The organism is Planobispora longispora (assembly GCF_016863135.1).
Classification (GTDB): domain Bacteria; phylum Actinomycetota; class Actinomycetes; order Streptosporangiales; family Streptosporangiaceae; genus Planobispora; species Planobispora longispora.
The window spans coordinates 163,643-184,818 of the sequence record NZ_BOOH01000014.1; the positions used below are offsets into that span (position 1 = coordinate 163,643).

Here is a 21,176-nt window from a genome sequence, read left to right on the forward strand (position 1 = left end):
TCAAAGAGGAAGACGCCCGACACCCGGAAGGACAGCCACCATGGCCGCCACGCACACCTTCACCGCCCGCACCGCTGCCGCTGCCGCCACCGAGATCTCCGCCCGCCGCCGTGTTCTGCGCAAGGTCCTGTGGGTCTTCCAGATCCTCATCGCGACGTTCCTGATCGTCGCCTCGGCGCTGCCCAAGTTCGTCGGACAGGTCGACGCGGTGACGACCTTCGAGCTGATCGGCTGGGGCCAGTGGTTCCGCTACCTGACCGGCGTGGTCGAGCTGGCCGGCGGGATCGGCCTGCTGGTCCCCCGGCTGGCCGGCGCCGCCGCGACCGGGCTCATCGGCCTGATGGCCGGAGCCGCCCTGACCCAGATCCTGGTGCTGGAGCCGGCCTGGGCGCTGCTCCCGGTCGGCTTCGCAGCGGTGTTCGCCCTGGTCGCCTGGGACCGCCGGGAGCAGACCCGCGGCCTGATCCGCTCGCTGGTCCGCTGATGCCGGGCCCCGGGGCGACCGCCCCGCGAACGCGGACGACCCGCGCCCCTCGGAAGGGCGCGGGTCGTCCGCGTTCGTGACCGGTCCGTTCGCGCGGATTCCTCTGCCTCCGCCGTCGCCCGGAGCCCCGGGCAGACGGCCGGGCGTCGTGGCCACGCTCGCGACCCAGGACCCGGAGCCCCGGGCGGACGGGCGGACGGGCGGACGGGCGGACGGTCACGCTATCCGCGGGTGGCGGGCGGCCAGCCGTGACCCCAGCCGCCCTGGACCATGGTCTGGAACGCCCATCCGCCCTCGGTGCGCACGAGCAGGTCGGCATAGCGCATCGACTGCCGCCGCCCCTCCGCGGTGACCGTGGCCTCCGTCTCGACGAGCACGAGGTTGGGGGTCAGAAAGCGCGGAGTCCGGACGGACTTCATCTCCATGCCGGCCGTGCCGCCGCCCATGACCTCGGTCATCACCCGCACGAACTCCGCACGGTCCCACTGGGCGACGGCGCCGAATCCGCCGGGCACGTCGGTGGCGAGGTTGAGCGGGAAGACCGCCAGATCGGCGATCTCCTCGACGGCGCCCCTGGCGGCCAGCGCGTCGTACTCGGCGAACCAGGCGTCGACACCGGCGAGATCCTCGGCGCTCGGCGTGAACGGCTCGTTCCACTCGTTGTCCTGCTGCATTGCGGCTCCCTCCATCGAACTTCCGTACAATGTACCGTACATCGTACGGCATGGCGAGTGAAATAACGACCGGCGATCGGTACGCTCGCGACGGGAAGGGGTTGCCGATGCTTTTCACCGTCGCCGCGGCGTCCGGGCTCACCTGGTGGCTCGGGCTGTACGTGATCGTGAGGGACCCCCGGGAGCGCGGGCCGCGGCGCGCCGGGCTGGGACTGCTGGCCTACGGTCTCGCGGTGGCGATCGGGCAGATGCGCACCGCCGCGGCGGGCTCCGGGGCCGAGGCCCTGGCCGCGGTGGAGACGGTGCTCGTCTACCTGCCCGCGCTCCTGTGGACCGGAGCGGTGCTGACACTGGTCCCCGGCGGCGAGCGGCTGGACCGGGTGTGGTCGAGAGGGCTCGTCCCGGTCACACTCGCGGGGCTCGGGTGGCTGGCGGCCTCCGGCTGGGGGTCCGAGGTGGGCCTCGCGGCGCGGGCGGTCACCGCGGTGTTGCTCCTGGGCCCGCTGGCCGGGGTGCTGGTGTTGCTGGTGCGGGCCAGACCTCCGCGGGTCGGCGGCCTCGCGACGGTCGCCACGCTGTTCTTCGGGCTCGGCGCGGCGCTGCTGCTGTTCCCCCTCCTCGGCCCGGACAACCTGCTCGCCGTGCTGGCGGTGGACCTGGACATGGCCCTGCTGGGCGTGGCCATCGCGATGTCCAGCGCGTTCGAGGCCGGCGAGGCGCTCTGGCGCGACATGCTGCGCTCCCTGCTGGGAGCGGTGGTCGTGATGCTGGCGTCGGGCGGGCAGGTGGCCCTGGCCATCGTGCTCGCCGGGCCCTCCCCCGCCCTCGCCGTGCTGCTGTTCGGGGTGATCGCGGTGGCGATCGCCGTACAGACGCTGGCCGGTCCGGTGCACCGGGCTCTGGACCGGATCGCCTTCCCCGGGGATCCGGAGATCCGCCGCGAGCGGGCCGAGCTGCGCGACTCCTCCGAGGCGCTGCCCCGCCGCGAGCCGGGACCGCCCCCGATGGACGAGGCCGAGTTCGCCCGCCTGACGCGCCGCGCCCTGGCCGGCTACGGCGATCTGGGCAAGCTCGCCAGCAGCCCGCTCGCCAACCTCCCGGTGATCGAGAAGCGGGTCACCGGCGACAGCCCCCTGGAGCGGGCGGCCGAGCTGAGGAACCTGCTGCTGGAGAGCATCCAGCGGCTCAAGCCCCGCGACGGCGAGTTCGGCACCAGCGAGGAGTGGCGGTTCTACAACGTCCTCTACTTCCCGTACGTCCGGGGGCTCCGGCCCTACCGGCGCGGGGCGACGCGCAACGGGCTCACCCCCGAGGAGCGCCAGGCGTTCGACTGGATCCTCCGCGAGGTTCCCGAACGTACGCTCTACAACTGGCAGAACGCGGCGGCCAAACTCGTCGCCGACGATCTCCGTACGGAGAACCGGCAGTGAGACTGGCAGTGAATGGCAGTGCCATGTCTGCAGTTGGCAGCGGGTGAGGCGGTGTGCTGAGGACGTCGGAAGCCGACGCACTCTCAGACTCGCTCACAAGGGAGATATCGATGACTGCCACCACCACCGCCACCGCCCGCCGCACCCCCCTGCTGACCCGCGTGCTCCAGACCGACGCCGTCCTCACCGGAGGGTTCGCGGTCATCCTGGCCGTCGCCGCGACCCCGCTCGCCGGCCTGCTCGACCTCCCCGAGCCGCTGCTCCGCTGGGCCGGGATCGCCCTGCTGCCGTTCACCGCGTTCGTCGCCTACCTGGCCACCCGCCCGGCTCCCCCCAAGCGCGCCGTCCAGGCGCTGATCGCCGTCAACGTGCTCTGGGCCGTCGACAGCATCGGCCTGCTGTTCACCGGCTGGGTCGACCCCAACCCCCTGGGCGTCGCCTTCGTCGTCGCCCAGGCGCTGCTGGTCTTCGCCTTCGCCGAGTTCCAGTACATGGGTCTGCGCCGGAGCTGACCCACCGACCCGCGCCCGCTCCCGGCCCCGTGGTTCGAGCACCCGCTCGACCCGCGGGGCCTCTCGGCGTCGCGGTGTCGGAGCGTCGTGGCCCCGTGGCCCCGTGGCCCCATGGCCTCGGGGCCTCAGGGCCTCAGGGCCTCGGGGCCTTGGGGCGGAGAACGCGGTGTTACGGACGGCACCGCGGGCGCGTTACGACGTGGCGGCGCGGGGCTGTTCCTGGAGCGCGCCCCCTGGTGGTGCATCATTGGTCTATGGCGGCCGGTGATGGGGACGGTTGGGCCCACTGCGAGCGAGGGCACCGGCACTGGGGGGTGCACGGCGCCTCCGGGCTGCTCGCCGTGCACCACGACGCCGCGGGCGTGCCGCACATCCTGATGCAGAAACGTTCCTTCTGGAGCCACCACGGCGGCACCTGGGGACTGCCCGGCGGCGCCCGGGACAGCCACGAGGACTCCATCACCAGCGCGCTCCGCGAGGCGCGGGAGGAGGCCTCGCTGCTCGGGGACGGCCTCCGGGTGCAGGGCGTCTACCTGGACGACCACGGCGGCTGGTCCTTCGAGACCGTGATCGCCGAGGCTGAGGGACTGCTGCACGCGATCCCCGCCAACCGCGAGAGCGCCGACCTGCGCTGGCTGCCCCTGCCCGAGGTCGGCGCCAGGAAGCTCCATCCCGGCTTCGCCGAGACCTGGCCGGCGATCAGCCAGGCGCTGCGCCCCCTGGTGATCGTCCTGGACGCGGCCAACATCATCGGCGCCCGGGCCGAGCACGGCTGGTGGAAGGACCGCGCCGGGGCCACCGCCAAACTGATCGCCGAGATCAGCGCCCTCATCGGCGCCGGGCTGCGTGCCGTCCCCACGGGTTTCCCCGCCCTGGCCTGCTGGTTCCCGCGGATTCTGATGGTGGTGGAGGGCGCCGCCCGCGGGGTGACCGGGCTGCCCGGCGTCACCGTCCTGGACGCTCCGGGCAGCGGCGACGACGCCATCGTGCGCGCCGTACAGGACGCCCGCGCCTGGGAGGACGTCCTGGTGGTCACCGCCGACCGCGCCCTGCGCGAACGCGTCGCCGAGCACGGCGCCCAGGTCACGGGCCCCACCTGGCTCCTCGGCCAGCTCTGAGAGCCGCGAGGCCGTCCGGGTCTGGCGTCCGTCCACCGCTTCATGGACGTTCCATGTGGAACATCCATGAAATCTGACACGATATGGGCCATGTCCCATCTCCACACCGGCCCCCGTCAGCCGTGGGCCGATGAGGACGGGGCCGTCCCCCCGGCCTCCTGGGGCCGTGACGTCCCCCCCGGGCGCTCCCTGCCGTGGGGATTCATGCTCGTCATCGCCCTGCTCGTCGTGGGACGGTTCGCGCTCGCGCCGTACCTGACGTCGGCCGCGCTGCAGACCTGGGCCACGGTCTTCGTGGCGATCTGCGTCCAGGCGCTGCCGTTCCTGGTCTTCGGGGTCGCGCTGTCCGCCGCGATCACCGCGTTCGTCCCGGGTTCCTTCTGGACCAGGGCGCTGCCCCGGCATCCGGCGGCGGCCGTGCCGGTCGCGGGGATGGCCGGGGCGGTGCTGCCGGGCTGCGAATGCGCGTCCGTACCGGTCGCGTCGGGGTTGATGGCCCGGGGCGTGACCCCGGCCGCGGCGCTGGCCTTCCTGCTCGCCTCCCCCGCGATCAACCCGATCGTGCTGGTCGCGACCGCGGTGGCCTTCCCCGGCCAGCCCCTGATGGTCGCGGCGAGGTTCGGCGCCTCGCTGATCGTGGCGGTGCTGGTCGGCTGGCTGTGGCTGCGCTTCGGCAGGAGCGAGTGGCTGCGGATCCCGTCGCGCCCGCACGGGGAGGGCTCGAAGCTGGGCGCCTTCGCCGAGGCCATGCGGCACGACCTGCTCCACGCGGGAGGATTCCTCATCGTCGGCGGCCTGGCCGCGGCCACGATCAACGTGCTGGTCCCCCGCGAGTGGCTGACGGCTGTGGCCGGGATCCCGTGGCTGGCCGTCCTGGTCATGGCCCTGCTGGCCGTGCTGCTGTCGATCTGCTCGGAGGCCGACGCGTTCGTGGCCGCGTCGATGAGCGCGTTCTCACCGACCGCGAAGCTGGCCTTCCTGGTCGTCGGGCCGATGGTCGACCTCAAACTGATCGCGTTGCAGGCCGGGACGTTCGGCCGCGCGTTCGCGGTCAGGTTCGTCCCGCTGACCTTCGGGCTCGCCGTCCTGGTGAGCGCCCTGTCCGGATGGCTGTTGCTGTGAACCGCGCGACCCAGAACCTGGTCCTGATCCTGCTCGGCGGCGCCGTGCTGCGGATCTCGGCTTTCTCCGCGACCTATCTGAACTACGTGAAGCCCGGCTTCCGGCCGTTCCTGATCGGCGCCGGGGCGGTGCTGATGCTCCTGGGAGTCAGCGGCCTCGTCCAGATCTGGCGGTCGAAGGGGACCGAGGCGGATGATCACCGCCGGGAAGACCGCGCTCATGGGAGCCGTACGGAGGACGGGCACGATGACCACGGGCAGGGAGACCGGGGGCACGATGGCCACGGGCGCGGAGGGCATGGTCACGCGCACGGCGGGCCCCGTGTCGCGTGGCTGATGTGCCTGCCGGTGTTCGCGATCTTCCTGATCGCTCCGCCCGCGCTGGGCTCGTTCGCCGCCGCCCGCGACGACGCGCCCCGGCCCCGCTCGCAGGCGCTGACCGCCTTCACCCCGCTGGAGGGCGACGGCCCGGTGGACATGAAGATCGGCGAATTCATCGGCCGTGCCTGGGACGACGAGACGCGGTCGCTCTCCGGCCGTCAGATCAGACTGACCGGCTTCGTGGTGCCGTCGAAGAAGAAGGGCCAGTGGTTCGTCACCCGGATGCAGCTGGCCTGCTGCGCCGCCGACGCGTTCGCGCTCAAGGTCGCGGTCAAGGGGGTCCCCGCTCCCCCCGCCGACACCTGGGTCGAGGTCACCGGCGCCTGGGTCCCGCACGGGTTCGAGAAGATGCCCGCCGGGATCGTGCATCCGGAACTGGCCGCCACGGACGTGATGAAGATCGACGCCCCGGCCGAGCCGTACGAGGATCAGTCCTACTGACACGGGCGCCCGGAGCCTCGGGCGGCGGAGCGCCGGGGTCCCCGGATGGCCGGTGACCCGTGGCCGACCCGGAGGCGGGGGCGTTACGATCAACATCCATCTGTTCCGACCGGCCCCCGGAGATCGAACGTGGGCTACCCGCCGCCGCAGTACGGCCAGCCACCGAGGGGTGAGACGGGTCGAGGGCTGGCCGTGATCATCATCATGGTCGTCGGCCTGCTCATCGGGACGGTCATGGCCGTGATGATGGTGCTGAACCCGCCCTCCGGGAAATACGTCCCCCCGTCGAACGGGTCGATCGCCGAAGGCCCCGACGAGGAGCGGTCGGAGGAGGCGGTGCGGCGGGCCGCCCAGACGGCGTTCGACGCCTACGCGACCGGGGCCTCGGGAGAGTTCTGGGACCTGTGGAGCGCACCCGCCCAGGAGACGATCAGCCGCGAGGAGTACGTGCGGCTGTTCCAGCTCTGCCCGCAGATCATCCCCGACATGGGGTTCACGATCACGAACATCACGGTCACCGGTGATTCCGCCCTGGTGACGGCCACCCGAGCCGGCGACCCGACCGCGTACGACTACGACTTCCTCTTCGAGAACGGCGAGTGGCGGTACGTCCTGCCCCCGCAGGAGGAGCAGGAGTACCGGACCAAATCCGTCGATCAGATCGTCCAGCTCCGCCGGTCCGCCGGGACCTGCGGCACGGCCGGGACCTCCCCGTCGCCCGGCCTGACCCTGCCGCCAGGCGTGACGCTGCCACCGGGGGTGACCCTGCCACCCGGCATGACTCTCCCGCCGGGCGTGACGCTGCCTCCCGGCGTGACTCAGCCTCCCGGGGTCACCACGCCGCCCGGCGCCACCCAACCGCCGGGAGCGACCCAGCCACCGGGAGCGACCCAGCCACCGGGAGCGACCCAACCGCCCGGGACGACCACGCCGCCCGGCGCCACCCAGCCACCGCGGACGACCGCGCCGCCCGCCGCCCCCACGTCGCCCACCGCGACTCCGCCGCCCAAGTGAGAGCCCGGGGCCCGGCCGGGGACGGCCCGGCCGGCGGTGATCAGCGCGTGCCCGGCTGGAGGAGGCCGGACTCGTAGGCGGCGATCACCGCCTGCACCCGGTCGCGCAGGTCCAGCTTCATCAGCACGTTGCTCACGTGCGTCTTGACGGTGTGCTCGCTGACCACCAGCTCCACGGCGATCTCCGCGTTGGACAGGCCGCGGCCCAGCAGGACCAGCGTCTCGCGCTCGCGCTGGGTGAGCACGTCCAGTCCCACGGGGGCCGGGGCCGGCAGGGGCCGCCTGCGCACCATGTCGTCGATCAGCCGCCGGGTCACCGCCGGAGCCAGCAGGGAGTCCCCGGCCGCCACGACCCGGACGGCGTGGACCAGGTCGTCCCGGCGGACGTCCTTCAGCAGGAACCCGCTCGCCCCGGCGTAGAGCGCGTCGTAGACGTAGTCGTCCTGGTCGAACGTGGTGAGCATGATGACTTTGGTGTCGGTCTCCGCGCACACCGTCCGGGCGGCCTCGATGCCGTCCATGCGCGGCATCCGGATGTCGAGGAGAAGCACGTCCGGCCGGTGCAGCCGGACGGCCTCGACCGCCTCGGCCCCGTCACCGGCCTCGGCGACGACCGTCAGATCGGACTGGGCGTCGATGATCATCGCAAAGCCGCTGCGCACCAGTTCCTGGTCGTCGGCGACCACCACGCTGACCGTCATCGCGTCACCCCGGCGGGTTGTGCGGGTTGTGTGGGTTGTGTGGGCCGGGGCCGTACGGACGTCCCGGCGGGAGTGGGGAGCGGGAGCCGTACCGACACCTGGAAGCCGCGCGCGCCCGGCGCCGGGCCGAACGAGGCCGTGCCGCCGCAGGCCGCGGCGCGCTCACGGATGCCGATCAGCCCATGACCGCCGGAGAAGACCGGGTCCCGGGACCGATCCGCGAATGCGCGACCGGGCGAGGCGGGGTCGCGGAGCCGGTCCGTGGGCGCGGGGCCGGAGCCGTCGTCGGTGACGGTGATCACCAGGGCGTCGTCCTTCCAGTCGAGGCGCACCTCCGCCGCGGTGGCGTCGGCGTGCTTGACGATATTGGTGAGCGACTCCTGGACGATCCGGTAGGCCGCCACTCCGGCGTCGGCGGGCAGGTCAGCCGGGACGCCGGTGACGGTCAGCGCCACCCGGGGGCCGCTTCGCCCGACCCGGCCGACCAGATCGGGGATCCGGTCGAGGGTCGGCTGCGGGTCTCTCGGCCCCTCGGTCTCCTTGAGCAGGCCGAGCATGCGCCGCAGCTGCGCCATCGCCTCCCGGCCCGCGGAGCCGATCGCGTCGAAGGCGGCCTCCGCGCGCTCCGGGTTCGTCCGTACGGCCAGCGGGCCGGCCTCGGCCTGGACGACCATGATGCTCACCGCGTGGGCGAGGATGTCGTGCATGTCCCGGGCGATCCTGGCGCGCTCGCGTTCCGCCGCGCGCTCGGTCTCGATCTCGCGCTCGCGCTCCAGCTGCACGGCCCGCTCCTCCAGTGCCGCCGCGTAGGCGCGGTGCATCGCCACGGCCCGGCCGATCGCGTAGGCGGCGATCCAGGTCACCATCCCGCGCACGAACGTGGGCACCGATCCCACGACGAACAGGGAGCCGACGGTGACGATGGCGGTCGCGGCGATCCCCCGTCCCAGGGATGACCGGTCGGCCACGGTGTAGATGGCGACGAGCATGCCGTACCAGATGGGCTGGGAGGGGTTGTCCGGATCGTTGAGGGAGTAGGCGCCCGCGGCCAGGAGGGTCAGGACCAGCGCCGCGAACGGGTAGCGGCGGCGTGCCAGCAGGGGCAGCGCGGAGGCGAGGACGGGAAGGTAGTGGGCCACCGTCCACGGCTCGTCGCTGAGGCGGCGCGCCTCGTACAGGAACGGCACCGACTGGGCGGCGAGCACCGCGACGGTCAGGGCCACGTCCAGCGCGAGGGGAGGAAGCGTCCGCACCCGCCCGATGAGCGGAGAGAGCACCTGTATCCGCGCGATGAGGTGATAAGACGCCCGCATCCGCGTGATGGGAGGAGAAAGCGCCCGTATCCATGCGACGGGGGGAGAAAGGCCCATGGCACCCGAGTATCGCGGACGGCCGCGTCCCGCCGTCTCCCTCGTGAGAGGGATGAACGGGACCCCTCGCGTCGGCGATGCGCCCCGGGGACGCGACTTCAAGAATCGAGGTGTTCCGCTGATCCGTTGATCCATCGACCCGCGCATCGATGCGCACCGCCCCTGGGAGTCCTCATGAACCCCCGTGTTCCCTTCATCGCCGCGCCCCTGCTCGTCCTGGCCTACGGAGTGATCCGCATCATCGACGGCCTCGACGGCAGCCGCGGACCGGGCCCGGCCTGGACCACCGGCCATCTGGCCTTCATCGCGGCACTAGTGCTGTTCGTCCCGATTTTCTGGCAGATGCGCCGGATGGCGGGCAGGGACACCATCGCCACGGTGAGCGCCGTGACCGGCCTCGCCGGAGGGGCCGCCTTCCTCGCGCAGTTCACCATCGACATCGTGGTCGGATTCATGGCCGCCGATCACGCCGCCATGGGCGTCCTGTTCGACCGGGTCCAGTCCGTCCCCGGCGTCTCTCCCGTGGTCTACGTTGCCGGCCCGGCCCTGTTCTGCGTCGGACAGCTCGCCCTCGCCGTCCGGCTCGCGCTCCTCGGCCGCGTCAAGGCGTGGGTTCCCGCCCTGGTCCTGGCCTACTCGCTCCTGCCGTTCATCGACAAGGACCTGATCCCGCTGGGCGCCGTCTGCCTGCTCGTCTCCTTCATCCCCCTGGCCCGCCAGGCCGCCGCTCCCGTGCCCGTCACCGCTCCCGCCTCCGCTCCCGTCCGCGCGTGACGTGTGACGTGTGACGTGTGACGTGTGGCGCGGGGAGGCGGGGAGGCGGGGCCAGAGGCGGCCCGGGAGTGGAGCCGCCCGGCCGGGCCGGTCACAGAAGATCGAGGAGACGGCCGACGACTCCGGATTCGAGGACGATGACGCACCCGAGCACGATGAAGACGGCGGGCACGAGCCGGTGCCCGAACCGCTCGACGGCCGCGATGACCTTCGGATGCGAGCCGAGCCACGCCCCGGCCGCGCACCAGACCGCGGTCAGGACCGCGAAGACCGCCACGGTGACCAGGGTGGCGGGCAGGCCGACGGTGCGGAACACCGGGGTGTAGACGGAGATGTTGTCCGCGCCGTTGGCGACGGTGACCCCGGCCACCGACAGCAGCCCGGTCGCGACCGCCGGAGACTCCCCCTCCTCCGTCCCACCGGCGCGAACGACCCCGGCCAGGCCCCACAGGCCGAGCCCGAGGGGGAGCAGGCCGAGCAGACCGACCCACTCGTCGGGGACGACGGTGAGGCCGAGCGCCGCGACGGCCGAGAGCGCGACCAGGGCGGCGATCCCCGCGTACTGACCGGTGACGATCTGCCAGGGGCGCGGCTTCCCCCTAGCTCGGGATGACAGGAACAGGACGGTCAGGACGATGATGTCGTCGACATTGGTCCCGGCGAAGACGGCCGCGGCCGTACCGGCCGTCGCGAGCAGATTGTCCATGGCCGGTCAGATTAGGCCCGTCCGATACACGCCGCATGGATGACCCCCGTTCGGAACCTAAACTCCAAAGCGCAGTTCAGACCAGCTGGAGTACGGTGGCACTTCGTGGATATTTATGGATCGATAGCGTCATTCGCCATCGTCGTGGGCCTGCTCACCCTCACCCCCGGTCTGGACACGGCACTGATCCTCCGCACCTCCCTGCTCTCCAGCAGAAGGTCGGCCTGGGCGGTGGTTCTCGGCATCCAGGCGGGAACGCTTCTCTGGGGACTCCTGACAGCTGCCGGCCTGGCCGCTCTTCTCTCGGCTTCCCAGCTCGCCTATGAGGTGCTGCGCTGGGCCGGTGTCGCCTACCTCCTGTGGATGGGCGGCCAGATGGTGTGGCACAGCCGCAAGGGCGCCGCGAGCGAGGCGACGCCGGTGGAGCAGCCCGGCGACGGACGATGGTGGCCCGCCTTCCGCCGAGGTCTGCTGACCAATCTGCTCAACCCGAAGATGGGCGCCTTCTACGTCGCGGCGCTTCCCCAGTTCATGCCGGACGACGTGCCCCACGCCGTGATGGGCGTCCTGCTGGCCGGTGTCCACGTCTGCGAAGGGCTGCTGTGGAGCGCCCTGCTCATCGGGTTCACCGGTCTGGTGCGCGGCTGGTTGCAGAGGCCGTCCGTCAAGCGCGGCATGGACCGGCTCACCGGCGTCATCGTGATCGGTTTCGGCCTGCGGCTGGCGACGCAGCAGCAGTGAGCGGATGATCGATTGTCTGATCGACCGTCGATGAATCAGCCGAAGACGTGATCGTGGGTGGATCAGTCGAAATCAGTACAGGTCAAGTACCAGTCACCGGTCAGGTGAGTGACCTGGGACTCCTGGATATCGTGCAGGCGTCCGCCTGGCACATGAGCGAATCTGCACGGTTTCAGCGTCCCTCCGGAGCCACCCACCCCGAGCTGCGCGATCCCTTGCCAGCGTCGGGCCCGGTCGATGGAGAACACGCCGACCCGTTCCTCACGGAAGCTCCACCTCTCCCTTTCCGGCAGAGAGGCCGCGTACTCCGTCAGGGCGGGCTCGGAAACCGCGAAAGCGACGCGCAGCGGGATCCCCGAACCGACCAGGGCGAAAACCGCCGCTCCGGCAAGCGGCAGGAGACAGACCCACCAGCTGCGCCGATGGCGGTGACTCGCCAGGAGCGCCACCCACGTGCACAGCGACACCAGCCATGCGGAGACGGCCGCGATGGTCAGCGAGATGTCCCCGCCGGGGCTCGCCGCCGCGAGCACCGTCAGCAGTGAACCGGCGGCCACCGGACCGGCGAAGGCCAACGACCGCCAACCATTCCTGGACGCCACAGCGGGGGAGTCGACGACGGGCGAGGCAACCACGCTGAACACCCTACGCAGCCCTCGGGAGTGAGAACACCCTCGGAGTGAGAACGCCCTCGGAGTGAGAGCGACCTCGGAGTGAGAGCGACCTCCAAGGGCGAGGACGGCGGCATGGCGAGCGTGCCCGGTGGTTTCACCTCACGGCCGAGGAAGACCGGGCCACCCGCTCGGGCGCGGCCCGCAGCTCGTTCTCCAGCTCTTCGACGATCCGCTGGGTGAGCACCCGGAGCCGCGCCCTGCGCCCGGTCAGCTCCTCGCCGAACTCCCGTGCCGCCGGGCCCGTCCAGACCGCCCTGCCGGTGAACGCCGCATGCGCCGGATCCAGCGCCGCCTCCAGCTGCGCCGCGTGCATACGCACCTTCGCCAGCGCCCGCGCCAATTCCTCTCTGCGGGGATTGGGGGCCATATCCACTGGTTCGGGGGCCAAAGGCTTCCCCTTTCTCCTTGGAACGGCTTGCGCGGTCTCCCGGACGATATGAGATGGTGCGCTCAGACGGCCAGCTCTTTGGAGGATATCCAATGCCCCGTTCCAACCGAAGTCTTCCCGTACGGCTCGGTACGGTGCTCCTGGTGACCACTCTGGCCGTAACCGCCTGCGGCGAGAGGGAACCGACGGCGGCAGAGGCAGGCGCGACTCTCAAGACGCATATTCTGCAGCTTCTCGACGAGGTCAGCGCCCAGAATGTCCAGGTCACCGACCCGGGAGGCAAGGACATTCCCTGCGCCGACGGCAAGGCCAAACGCACCTTCGCCGCCACCGGCCTAGACATCGCTGGACAGACGAATCCCAGAATGCTCAACACCCAAATGCTTGGCGCATTAAGCGGTTTCGCCGACTACAAAATGACCGGACCGGGTGATGAAAAATTCAGTGTTACTAGTGAAGCAATGAAGACCTTGCTTCACATGGACTCATCGACGGACGGACAGTACATAGTCCGAGGGGAGACCGAATGTCTCAATCGGTCATGAGCTTGTCCGTATAGAGACGGGCTCTCTCGAAGGCAGGCTGCTTCGCGCCTTCGAAGTACTGCGCCTCGCGACGACTCAACTGCCCGAACGCGAACTTATCCCCTTTGCCCATGCCGTTGTCGACGAACCACTGATCAAGGGCTTGCAGCCCTGCTTTCCCCTGCTTGGCAATCTCACTGAAAGGACGAAGCGCGCCGTCTGAACCGACGATAGAGCCCGACGGGTCCACCTTAGGAGAGAACCCCTGCGTCATGAGAAGCCGAGCTGCTTCATACTGGCGAGCCAAGGTTTCCGCCCCGTCCAGCTTCTGGATCTCTTCCACTTGCATCTTCGAATCGCGCCCATAGGTGTAGTACGCAGAGACTCCGGTGGAGAGCGCGGTCCAAGTCCTAGGGATGGCGGAGAAGGGACTGATCAGTCCAAGAACTCCCAGGGCTCCGCCCACGAGGAAGCTCTCAGCGTCTTCGGCGTCCTCGACGCCATCGTCCTTGGGCTTGAGAACTCTCACGGCAGCAGCCAACTCGAAGCCTCGTACGTTCCCCAAGGCTGCGAACAAGTTGTCCAGCGCGGTGACATCTCCACTACTTTTCGCCATCTCAGCGGCATGCGGAAGCATGCGATGGAGAAGCTTGTCCATGCCGTCGTCGAAAGGACTGCGGGTATCCGGGGTTCCAGCGAAGGTGGTCATGAAGCGGAAGGTGTCTTCGGGGCTCAGCCGGAAGGCACCGCGCAGTCCCGGGGGCGGTGCCCACTCGAACAGGCCGGGAGCTCTCTGCATGGCGCTGTCCTCGGCCACGTCGACATCGCTGAGGTTCGCCCCCAGGGTGATCTCCGTGGCGTACGAACCCGCGATCTCCGCCAGGTGGATCCGGGTCTCGTCGCGCAGCGGCCACTCATCTGCCGTGGTCATCACGGTGTAGGCGAAGAAAGCCGACTCATGGCCGTGCTTGCCGTCCTGCTCGTCGTAGGCCCCGGAAGCCGCGGCCAGGAGCCGCCCGAAGGCACCGGCGACCTCCGGTGACATCCTCGCCCGCTCGTTGAGCCCTTTGAGGAACTCAGCCAGCTCAGGCCTGCCGTCCCACTTCTCCGGTGAGCGGGGCAAGCTGCCGAAGGGCAGGGCAAGGGTGGGAGGGACCGGGCCGGGGCCGAACCGGGCCGCCGAGCCGATCGCGAGGCGGGCGGCGGCGGGATTGTTCCCCAGTGCGTTGAGCAGCCCCACCAGAGCCGAACCGCTGATGCGACTGCCGGGGCTCAGCGCGGGTGCGGCGATTCCGGCCAGCCACACGTCCGGATAGTCCCCATGACTCAGCAGGGTCGCGAGCGCCTCCATGTCCTCGGCGTCCTCAGGTCTCGTCTTCTCCGCGGCCTTCACCACCGCGGCGAAGCCGGAGATCTCCGCTCCACCGCTGACCGCGGAGGCGAAGGCCGTACCGGCCACACGGAGCGCATCAGGGCGTTCGGCCTCGGGCAGACGCCTCAGAGCGGCGGTCACCCGGCGAATCCCGCCCGGGCCGAGAGCGGCGAAGAACGCGGCGGTGAAGACGACGTCGTACTGGTGCGCCTTCAACTCCTTGAGCACTCCGTTGATCTTGTCGGAGGCGTACGGCCCGGCGAAACGGAACTCGTCGGGGTCGATGGCGGCGAACCGCCTGCCCAGGTCGGCGCCCTGGCGCCGGGCTTCGGCGGGAGCCAGCAGCGACGCCTCCCGGTAAGGCCGCAAGCCCGTGTCGCCCATCCCCCGTATCCCGGGCATGGGCGCGGTGATGGTCGCCACCCGCTGCCGCAGCCGGGGCAGCTGCTGCTCGGCCCAGCCGCCGATCTCCCGGACGGGGGCGAGTCCTGCGGCGGGCAGGCCGGCGGCCGTCAGTTCCCGGCGGATGTTCTCGGCCTGTTCGGCGATCACCTGCCCGGCCCGTTCCAGCTCGCCGATGAAGCCGTTCATCAGCGCCGGGTCGATCCCGGAGAACTCCGGTGCGAGCGGTCCGGTCCCCGGCGGCACAGAGGGCGTCTCTGCCATGCCGTCCATCATCCGTCACACGGACACGGGATGCGAGGGTTCACGAGCAGGTCACCGGCCAGTCGATGAACATCGCGTCCCAGACCGTACGGCAGCACCGATCCGCCGCTCATCCAGCCTCCGATGGAGTGCTCCCGCCGGAGGAGCCAGGGTTCACTGGGAGCGTTCGGCCGGTGGGCCGAGTCGCCCCCAGCCTCCGGGCGCTGGCCGGGGACAGGGTCATGGGGGTGAGCCATCCCTGCCGGGTCAGGACCACTTGAGCCGGCAGCGGGGTGACCGGGTAGACCTCGATGCCGCGTGCCCAGTTCATGAGCAGTCCTTCGGTGCCGCCGGCGTCGACCAGGACGATCGAGATGGGCTGACCGTCTCCGGCCCAGGTGTTCCAGATCGCCCACCCTTCGGGCCGGGCTTCGATGTCCAGGCGGGCGCAGATCTCGGTGTAGCTCTCCTGCATGTCGACGGGGACGGCATGCGGTCGGAGGATGACGACCCCGGCGAGTTTCATCGGCGGAAGCTCCCCATCGAGGCAGCCGTCTCCGTCGAAGTGGTAGTGACGGAGGTGACGGGCTGTTTCGATCACTGCTCGCTGGAGGGGGGTGGTCTCACCGGAGACGCCGGTGAGGGTGAGCCATCCTTCACCGCCTGCAGCGTCGACGATGGCGCGCGCCAGGTGCTCGATGTGACGGAAGTACTCGATCTCACTGAGGTCGGTTCGGGACACCGCGACAGTGTGACATCAGGTCACGAGCTTGAGCATGCGGGTTATCGGGCCTTCGGGGATCGGCGACCCGGTTGAACAGCGGTTGTGGGCCTCTGGTGCAGCATGCGTCCGCTGAGAGCCCTCACTGCCCGAAGGAGAACCGAAGCCGGGCATTGATCAGGAAGTTGAGCCGGTGACGCAGGTCGCACGGCCGAATCCGTCGTCCGGATCCGCTCGCTGTTCGGCCGGAATGGCCCTGTACTCGGCGAAGTACTTCTGAGCCCGGTCGTTCACGGTTCGGAGAAGGTCGTCCCAGGGGTAGCGGGGATTATCGGAGGTCGCCATGGCGGGGACCCTAATGGTCATACCCGACAATTCAGTCGAAGCAAGGCGAAGCCGTACCACCTGCCCCGTTTCGGTTCTGGCTCTGTTTCCCCCGCATCAACCGGCTGTCTCGCTCCAGCCCTCACCGACCCTGGCCAGCAGCAACCTCACACCGGGTCGATGTCCTCCGCCCCCGGACGGGTCGTCGGCGACGCGGTGCAGCATGTCCGTGGCGTCGCGGACGCGCCTCATGATTCCCTCGATGAGACCGACAGGCCCGGCCGACGGGTCCTCGTAGGTCTCGAACCCCGGCTCTGGGTGGAAGCATCCCCACCAGTCCAGCAGCGCTTCCATCGCCGCTCGGGCGGCCTCCGGGAGGTACCAGTCCGGTCCCGGTATCCGGTCCCAGTCCATGTGCTCCATGGCTCCCCTCCCGATTCTCAGGGCAGGATTTTCGCGCACGACCTGGGAGAACGCATCAAGATCCATCCCGCATATATCCCGCGAACACCGGCCGAGGGCCGCTCACGGCGGCGTACGGCTGTGCGTCCTGGAAACGATCAACGGCGCCTCGACCAAGGAAACCCCTGGTCAGGCGCCGTTTGGCGTGCTCGGCGGAGAGCGTGGGATTCGAACCCACGAGGCCGGTCACCCGACCTAGCGGTTTTCAAGACCGCCGCCATCGTCCACTAGGCGAGCTCTCCTGGGCGACGCGTCTCGGGAGACGCGTCAGATTGCACCTTAGTCTCTCACGCCCCGGTACGGCAGACGCCTCATCTCAACCGTCCGTGAGGCGTCCGCCGTACCGACCGGCTCAGGAGTGCGGAGGTGCGAAGCCGTCGCCCACCGAGGCTGCCAGGCGGAGGTAGGAGTCGCGGGTGGCGGGCTGGAGGCGGTCGAGGTCGATCTCGGCGCCCTCTTCGAGGTGGGGGTCGTAGGGGACCCGGATGACGGCCCGGCAGCGGGCGGCGAAGTGGGCTTCCAGCTTGTCGAGGTCGATGGTGGACTTCGACCGGGGCCGAACGCTGCACAGCACCACCGTGGCGGAGCGGACGAGGTCCTCGTAGTGGTGGGCCTCCAGCCAGTCCAGGGTCGCGGAGGCGGCCCTGGCGCCGTCCACGGACGGGGAGCTGACCAGGACGAGCTGGTCGGCCAGGCCGAGGACGCCGGACATGGCCGAGTGGAGCAGGCCGGTGCCGCAGTCGGTGATGCAGATGGAGTAGAAGTTCTCCAGGACCTGGGCCACCGTCTGGTAGTCGGAGGCGCTGAACGCCTCGGACACCGAGGGGTCGCGATCGGACGCCAGGATCTCCAGGCGGGACGGGGCCTGGGAGGTGAACGCCCGGATGTCGACGTAGCGCTTGATCTGGCCGCGCTCGTTCAGCAGGTCGCGGACGGTGGCGGAGGTCTCCAGCTCGACCTTGTCCGACAGGGTGCCGCGGTCGGGGTTCGCGTCGACGGCGATCACGCGGTCGCCGCGGATCTGGGCGAGGGTCGCGCCGAGGCCCACCGTGGTGGTGGTCTTGCCGACGCCGCCCTTCAGGCTGAGTACGGCGACGCGGTGGTGCCCGGTGGCGACGGGGGTGCGCGCCCGGCTCAGGAGCTCGTGGCGGCGGCGGACCTCGGGGGACTCGCCAGGCTTGATCAGTCCGGCCGACGCCTTGTAGATCAGCTTGCGCCAGCCGCTGGAGGGACCGCTGCGACGGCCCCGGAGCAACGACTCGGGGTCCAGGCTGTCGGCCGACGGCCGGGAGGAGACGGTGTCCTGCCGGGAGGAGGAGCCGAAGGCGGCCCGGCGGCGGGGCTGGTACAGGTCGGGCTCGGGCACGTCCAGGTCGGACGTGTCATGGCGGGCGGTGTCCCGTCCGGTCGCGAAGGAGGTCGTCGCCTGCCGTACGGCGAAGGCCTCCTGCCGGTCGCGCAGGGACTCCGTGCTCCGCTCCCGGGGGAAGGCCCTGGTCTCCCCGGTGTCGGCGGGGTCGGAGCCGAGGCCGCCCGGTGCGGCGCGCTCCCCGGACGGCGCCGCGGGGCCCGGCCGGTCGGTCCCGAAGGACTCGGGGGCCCGGAAGGAGCCGGAGCTCTGGAAGGAGTCCGGGGCCTCGGGCCAGGAGGACTCGGCGAACCCGGCCGGCTCGGCGGCCTTCGGCGTGAACCGGTCGCGGTCCTGCGCCGCTTCCGCGGGGCCCTGGGTGAGCCGGCCGTGGCCGGACTCGCCGTCACCGCGGTCGAGATCGTATCCGGGGTCGGTGTCGCCCCGGCTGAAGCGCTCGGCCTCGGCGCCGGCCCCCTCCGGAACGGGCCGCGCGGGGCCCGGCTCGGCGCCCGTGGAGCCGGGGCTCTCCGGGGCGGGGGGGAACGAGTGGACCGAGGGGAGCGTGTAGGACCCGGACGGCCCGTCGGCCCGCTGCGGCTCCTCGAACAAGCCGCGGGACGGTTCCCGCTCCGTCGTGCTGGAGCCGCTCATCGTGTAGTTGCCGGTCTCACCGGACCCGAAGCCGGAGTCGGAGCCGAAGCCCGACCCGAAGCCGGAGTCGGAGCCGAAGCCCGACCCGAAGCCGGAGTCGGACCCGAAAGCGGAATCGGACTCCTGACGGGGCAGGGGCTTGAGCGGGGCCAGGAATCCGTCGTTGTCCTCGGGCGAGGGCGAAGGCGAGGGCGGCAGCGTGAAGGAGCTCACGGCCTCCGCGGCCTCCGCCCACTCGGCGGCGTCGGCGTCCTCGGCGGCGGACGCGCCTTCGGCGGGCGGGTCGGCGACGACGGACGAATCCGAGGGGTCGTGGTCCGGGCCCGCAGCCGCGCGGAACAGCGGCGAGGAGGTCGTGTCGGGCTCCGTGGGCACCAGGCTCCACGGGTCTTGCGGGTACGGCGAAACGACGGCGTCGTCCGCCGCGGCCGCGGCGACGGTCACCGCGACAGCCGGTGCCTCCTCCTGCTCCTTGATGGCGTCGAGCCAGGCGAGCTGTTCCTCGAGAGATTCCTCACGATCGTGTCGTGCCACCGTGTTCCCCCTCGGGATGGGCTAAAGGGGCAGCAAACACATTGAAGATTAACGCCCTGTGTTCTCTCCAATGCTGGCAACCACCGAGTTGGGTTCCCCGATAGCGTGAGCCGTATGCACGCCATCGTGATCGAAAAGCCCGGCGAGCCCGAGGTTCTCTCCTGGCAGGAGGTTCCCGACCCTCGTCCCGAACGGGGCGAAATTATCATCAACGTCACAGCATCGGCGGTCAACCGGGCCGACCTGCTCCAGCGGCAGGGCCTCTACGAGCCGCCCCCGGGCGCCTCGCCGTACCCCGGCCTGGAGTGCTCGGGGATCGTCGGCGAGGTCGGCCCGGACGTCGAGGGGTTCAGCCCGGGCGACCGGGTGTGCGCGTTGCTGGCCGGCGGTGGGTACGCCGAGCGGGTGGCCGTCCCCTGGCAGCAGGTCATGCGGGTCCCCGACCGGGTGGACCCGGTGGAGGCGGCCGGGCTGCCCGAGGTGGCGTGCACGGTCTGGTCCAACGTGTTCATGACCGCGCGCCTGCGCAAGGGCGAGACGCTGCTCGTCCACGGCGGCGCCAGCGGGATCGGCACGATGGCCATCCAGCTCGCCAAGGCGTTCGGCTCGCACGTCGTCGTCACCGCCGGCTCGCCCGAGAAGGTCGCCCGGTGCCTGGAGCTCGGCGCGGACGAGGGAGTCGACTATCGCGCGGAGGACTTCTCCGAGCGGGTCGAGGCCGACGTGATCCTCGACATCATCGGCGGCAAGTACCTCGCGCGGAACGTCAAGGCCCTCAAGACGGGCGGGCGGCTCGTGGTGATCGGGATGCAGGGCGGCACGAAGGGCGAGCTGGACCTGGGGGCGCTGCTCGTCAAGCGCGCCGCGGTGTACGGCACCACGCTGCGGTCGCGGCCGGTCGACGAGAAGGGCGCCATCGTGCGCAGCGTGGTGCGGGACGTCTGGCCCCTGGTGGACGCGGGGGTGATCCGGCCGGTGGTGCACACGCGGGTGCCGATGAGCGACGCGGCTCAGGCGCACCGGATCGTCGAGGCCGGAGAGCACGTCGGAAAGGTCCTGCTGACGAACGCGTGACACGCGCCCCGAGGTGTCCGGTGAATTCTCGGCGTCCGGCGGATGTCCCGGTATCCCGGCGCCCCTCGGGAACCTGCCGGCGAACCCCCCGGCGAACGTGGCCGGGACGCTCGCGGCGACCGGGCCGGAAACTGAAGAGACATGCCCGGCCCGTGACCGCCCCGCCATGGGACAACAGTTAGTAGGTTGAGGCCATGAACGCTGAGGAGAGCACCCCGCACATCGTGGTTGTGGGCCCTGCGGGCATTCAGTCCGAACAGGAGAACGACGAGCGGTCGATCACCGACCTGGTCGAGCAGCCTGCCAAGGTGATGCGCATCGGCAGCATGATCCGCCAGCTCCTCGAGGAGGTCCGCGCGGCCCCGCTGGACGAGGCCAGCCGCAAGCGGCTCAAGGAGATCCACCAGAGCTCCATCAAGGAGCTCGAGGACGGCTTGGCGCCCGAACTGGTGGAGGAGCTGGAGCGTCTGTCGTTGCCTTTCACCGAGGACGACAACGGCTCCCCGCCGAGCGAGGCGGAGCTCCGGGTGGCCCACGCGCAGCTGGTGGGCTGGCTGGAGGGGTTGTTCCACGGGATACAGACCACGCTGTTCGCGCAGCAGATGGCCGCCCGCGCCCAGCTGGAGAACATGCGCAGGGCGCTGCCCGGCGGGGTCTCCCTCCAGCCGCAGGAGGGTCACCAGCAGGCCAGCTCCGGGCCCTACCTCTGATCCCCGGGCGCCGGGCGCCGGGTCCCTCACGACTCCGGCGCCGGGCCCCCGGAGTCCTCTGACACCGGGTCCCGGAAGGTTCCCACGCCGGATCTCCGAAGGCCCCCGAATCCCCGACGCGGAGCCCACGGAGCCCGGAGATCAGGGGCCCGGCCCGGACCGCAGTCCCTCCGAAGGGCCCGGTCTCCCGGAAGAGCCCTCCGACCGGAAGAGCCCTCCGACCGGAAGAGCCCTCCGACCGGAAGAGCCCTCCGACCGGAAGAGCCCTCCGACCGGAAGA

Annotated in this window: 22 protein-coding genes and 1 tRNA gene; 12 read left to right on the top strand and 11 right to left on the bottom strand. The window is 70.8% G+C overall.

The genetic code is table 11. The annotated features are described in order from the left end of the window. Nucleotides 1-40 precede the first annotated feature (40 nt). Nucleotides 41-484, top strand: a complete 444-nt coding sequence (locus tag Plo01_RS07985) for a DoxX family protein (protein WP_203889873.1) — start codon at nt 41-43, stop codon at nt 482-484. A 221-nt stretch (nt 485-705) separates the two neighbouring features. On the opposite strand, the gene Plo01_RS07990 is transcribed toward Plo01_RS07985, so the two are convergent. Further along, complete coding sequence (locus Plo01_RS07990) at nt 706-1,158, bottom strand: nuclear transport factor 2 family protein (protein ID WP_203889874.1); 453 nt, start codon at nt 1,156-1,158, stop codon at nt 706-708. Nucleotides 1,159-1,265: 107 nt separating this feature from the next. On the opposite strand from Plo01_RS07990, the gene Plo01_RS07995 reads away from it, so the two are divergent. The 6 genes from Plo01_RS07995 to Plo01_RS08020 all read left to right on the top strand — a co-directional run bounded on the left by Plo01_RS07995 (nt 1,266) and on the right by Plo01_RS08020 (nt 7,175). After that, a complete protein-coding gene (locus tag Plo01_RS07995; protein WP_203889875.1) occupies nt 1,266-2,588 on the top strand; it encodes a hypothetical protein in 1,323 nt (440 codons plus the stop codon). Nucleotides 2,589-2,698: 110 nt separating this feature from the next. Continuing rightward, entirely contained in the window at nt 2,699-3,100 is a 402-nt protein-coding gene (locus Plo01_RS08000) for a hypothetical protein (protein ID WP_203889876.1), read from the top strand. A gap of 254 nt (nt 3,101-3,354) precedes the next feature. Continuing rightward, nucleotides 3,355-4,218, top strand: coding sequence for an NUDIX hydrolase (locus Plo01_RS08005; RefSeq protein ID WP_203889877.1), 864 nt, complete (start codon nt 3,355-3,357; stop codon nt 4,216-4,218). Nucleotides 4,219-4,308: 90 nt separating this feature from the next. Beyond that, nucleotides 4,309-5,340, top strand: a complete 1,032-nt coding sequence (locus tag Plo01_RS08010) for a permease (protein WP_203889878.1) — start codon at nt 4,309-4,311, stop codon at nt 5,338-5,340. Further along, nucleotides 5,325-6,161 (top strand): TIGR03943 family putative permease subunit, encoded by an 837-nt coding sequence (locus Plo01_RS08015; protein ID WP_203889879.1) that lies wholly within the window; start codon nt 5,325-5,327, stop codon nt 6,159-6,161. The genes Plo01_RS08010 and Plo01_RS08015 overlap by 16 nt, the downstream gene beginning before the upstream one ends. A gap of 129 nt (nt 6,162-6,290) precedes the next feature. Then, entirely contained in the window at nt 6,291-7,175 is an 885-nt protein-coding gene (locus Plo01_RS08020; protein ID WP_203889880.1) for a nuclear transport factor 2 family protein, read from the top strand. Nucleotides 7,176-7,215: 40 nt separating this feature from the next. Here the strand turns inward: Plo01_RS08020 and Plo01_RS08025 are convergent, their stop codons facing one another. Continuing rightward, a complete protein-coding gene (locus tag Plo01_RS08025; protein ID WP_203889881.1) occupies nt 7,216-7,875 on the bottom strand; it encodes a response regulator in 660 nt (219 codons plus the stop codon). Then, on the bottom strand, nt 7,872-9,188 hold the full coding sequence (locus Plo01_RS08030) for a sensor histidine kinase (RefSeq protein WP_203889882.1): 1,317 nt from the start codon (nt 9,186-9,188) through the stop codon (nt 7,872-7,874). Before Plo01_RS08030 ends, Plo01_RS08025 begins: the two co-directional genes overlap by 4 nt. Before the next feature lie 231 nt (nt 9,189-9,419). Here Plo01_RS08030 and Plo01_RS08035 point away from each other — a divergent pair, with 231 nt between their 5' ends. After that, nucleotides 9,420-10,019: a hypothetical protein gene (locus Plo01_RS08035; RefSeq protein WP_203889883.1), complete on the top strand. Its 600-nt coding sequence runs from the start codon at nt 9,420-9,422 to the stop codon at nt 10,017-10,019. Nucleotides 10,020-10,110: 91 nt separating this feature from the next. Here Plo01_RS08035 and Plo01_RS08040 read toward each other — a convergent pair whose 3' ends face one another. Continuing rightward, a complete protein-coding gene (locus Plo01_RS08040; RefSeq protein WP_239316013.1) occupies nt 10,111-10,725 on the bottom strand; it encodes a cadmium resistance transporter in 615 nt (204 codons plus the stop codon). A 105-nt stretch (nt 10,726-10,830) separates the two neighbouring features. Between Plo01_RS08040 and Plo01_RS08045 the strand changes: the two genes are divergently transcribed. Beyond that, nucleotides 10,831-11,466: a LysE family translocator gene (locus Plo01_RS08045; RefSeq protein ID WP_203889884.1), complete on the top strand. Its 636-nt coding sequence runs from the start codon at nt 10,831-10,833 to the stop codon at nt 11,464-11,466. A 62-nt stretch (nt 11,467-11,528) separates the two neighbouring features. Here Plo01_RS08045 and Plo01_RS08050 read toward each other — a convergent pair whose 3' ends face one another. Next, on the bottom strand, nt 11,529-12,101 hold the full coding sequence (locus tag Plo01_RS08050) for a hypothetical protein (protein ID WP_203889885.1): 573 nt from the start codon (nt 12,099-12,101) through the stop codon (nt 11,529-11,531). Between the two features lie 133 nt (nt 12,102-12,234). Further along, nucleotides 12,235-12,453 (bottom strand): hypothetical protein, encoded by a 219-nt coding sequence (locus Plo01_RS08055; protein WP_203889886.1) that lies wholly within the window; start codon nt 12,451-12,453, stop codon nt 12,235-12,237. 218 nt (nt 12,454-12,671) lie between these two features. On the opposite strand from Plo01_RS08055, the gene Plo01_RS08060 reads away from it, so the two are divergent. Continuing rightward, nucleotides 12,672-13,073, top strand: a complete 402-nt coding sequence (locus Plo01_RS08060) for a hypothetical protein (protein WP_203889887.1) — start codon at nt 12,672-12,674, stop codon at nt 13,071-13,073. Here Plo01_RS08060 and Plo01_RS08065 read toward each other — a convergent pair. From Plo01_RS08065 to Plo01_RS41215, 5 genes are all read right to left on the bottom strand, one after another. Further along, entirely contained in the window at nt 13,060-15,090 is a 2,031-nt protein-coding gene (locus Plo01_RS08065) for a hypothetical protein (protein WP_203889888.1), read from the bottom strand. The genes Plo01_RS08060 and Plo01_RS08065 overlap by 14 nt on opposite strands. A gap of 109 nt (nt 15,091-15,199) precedes the next feature. Continuing rightward, nucleotides 15,200-15,811, bottom strand: a complete 612-nt coding sequence (locus Plo01_RS08070) for a hypothetical protein (protein ID WP_203889889.1) — start codon at nt 15,809-15,811, stop codon at nt 15,200-15,202. A gap of 420 nt (nt 15,812-16,231) precedes the next feature. Further along, on the bottom strand, nt 16,232-16,537 hold the full coding sequence (locus Plo01_RS08075) for a hypothetical protein (RefSeq protein WP_203889890.1): 306 nt from the start codon (nt 16,535-16,537) through the stop codon (nt 16,232-16,234). Nucleotides 16,538-16,729: 192 nt separating this feature from the next. Further along, nucleotides 16,730-16,818, bottom strand: a tRNA-Ser gene (locus tag Plo01_RS08080). A 110-nt stretch (nt 16,819-16,928) separates the two neighbouring features. Continuing rightward, entirely contained in the window at nt 16,929-19,112 is a 2,184-nt protein-coding gene (locus Plo01_RS41215) for a MinD/ParA family ATP-binding protein (protein ID WP_307837365.1), read from the bottom strand. A gap of 114 nt (nt 19,113-19,226) precedes the next feature. Between Plo01_RS41215 and Plo01_RS08090 the strand changes: the two genes are divergently transcribed. Both Plo01_RS08090 and Plo01_RS08095 read left to right on the top strand, forming a co-directional pair. Continuing rightward, a complete protein-coding gene (locus Plo01_RS08090; RefSeq protein WP_203889891.1) occupies nt 19,227-20,186 on the top strand; it encodes an NAD(P)H-quinone oxidoreductase in 960 nt (319 codons plus the stop codon). Nucleotides 20,187-20,380: 194 nt separating this feature from the next. Further along, nucleotides 20,381-20,896: a bacterial proteasome activator family protein gene (locus Plo01_RS08095; RefSeq protein ID WP_203889892.1), complete on the top strand. Its 516-nt coding sequence runs from the start codon at nt 20,381-20,383 to the stop codon at nt 20,894-20,896. The last annotated feature ends 280 nt before the right edge of the window (nt 20,897-21,176 follow it).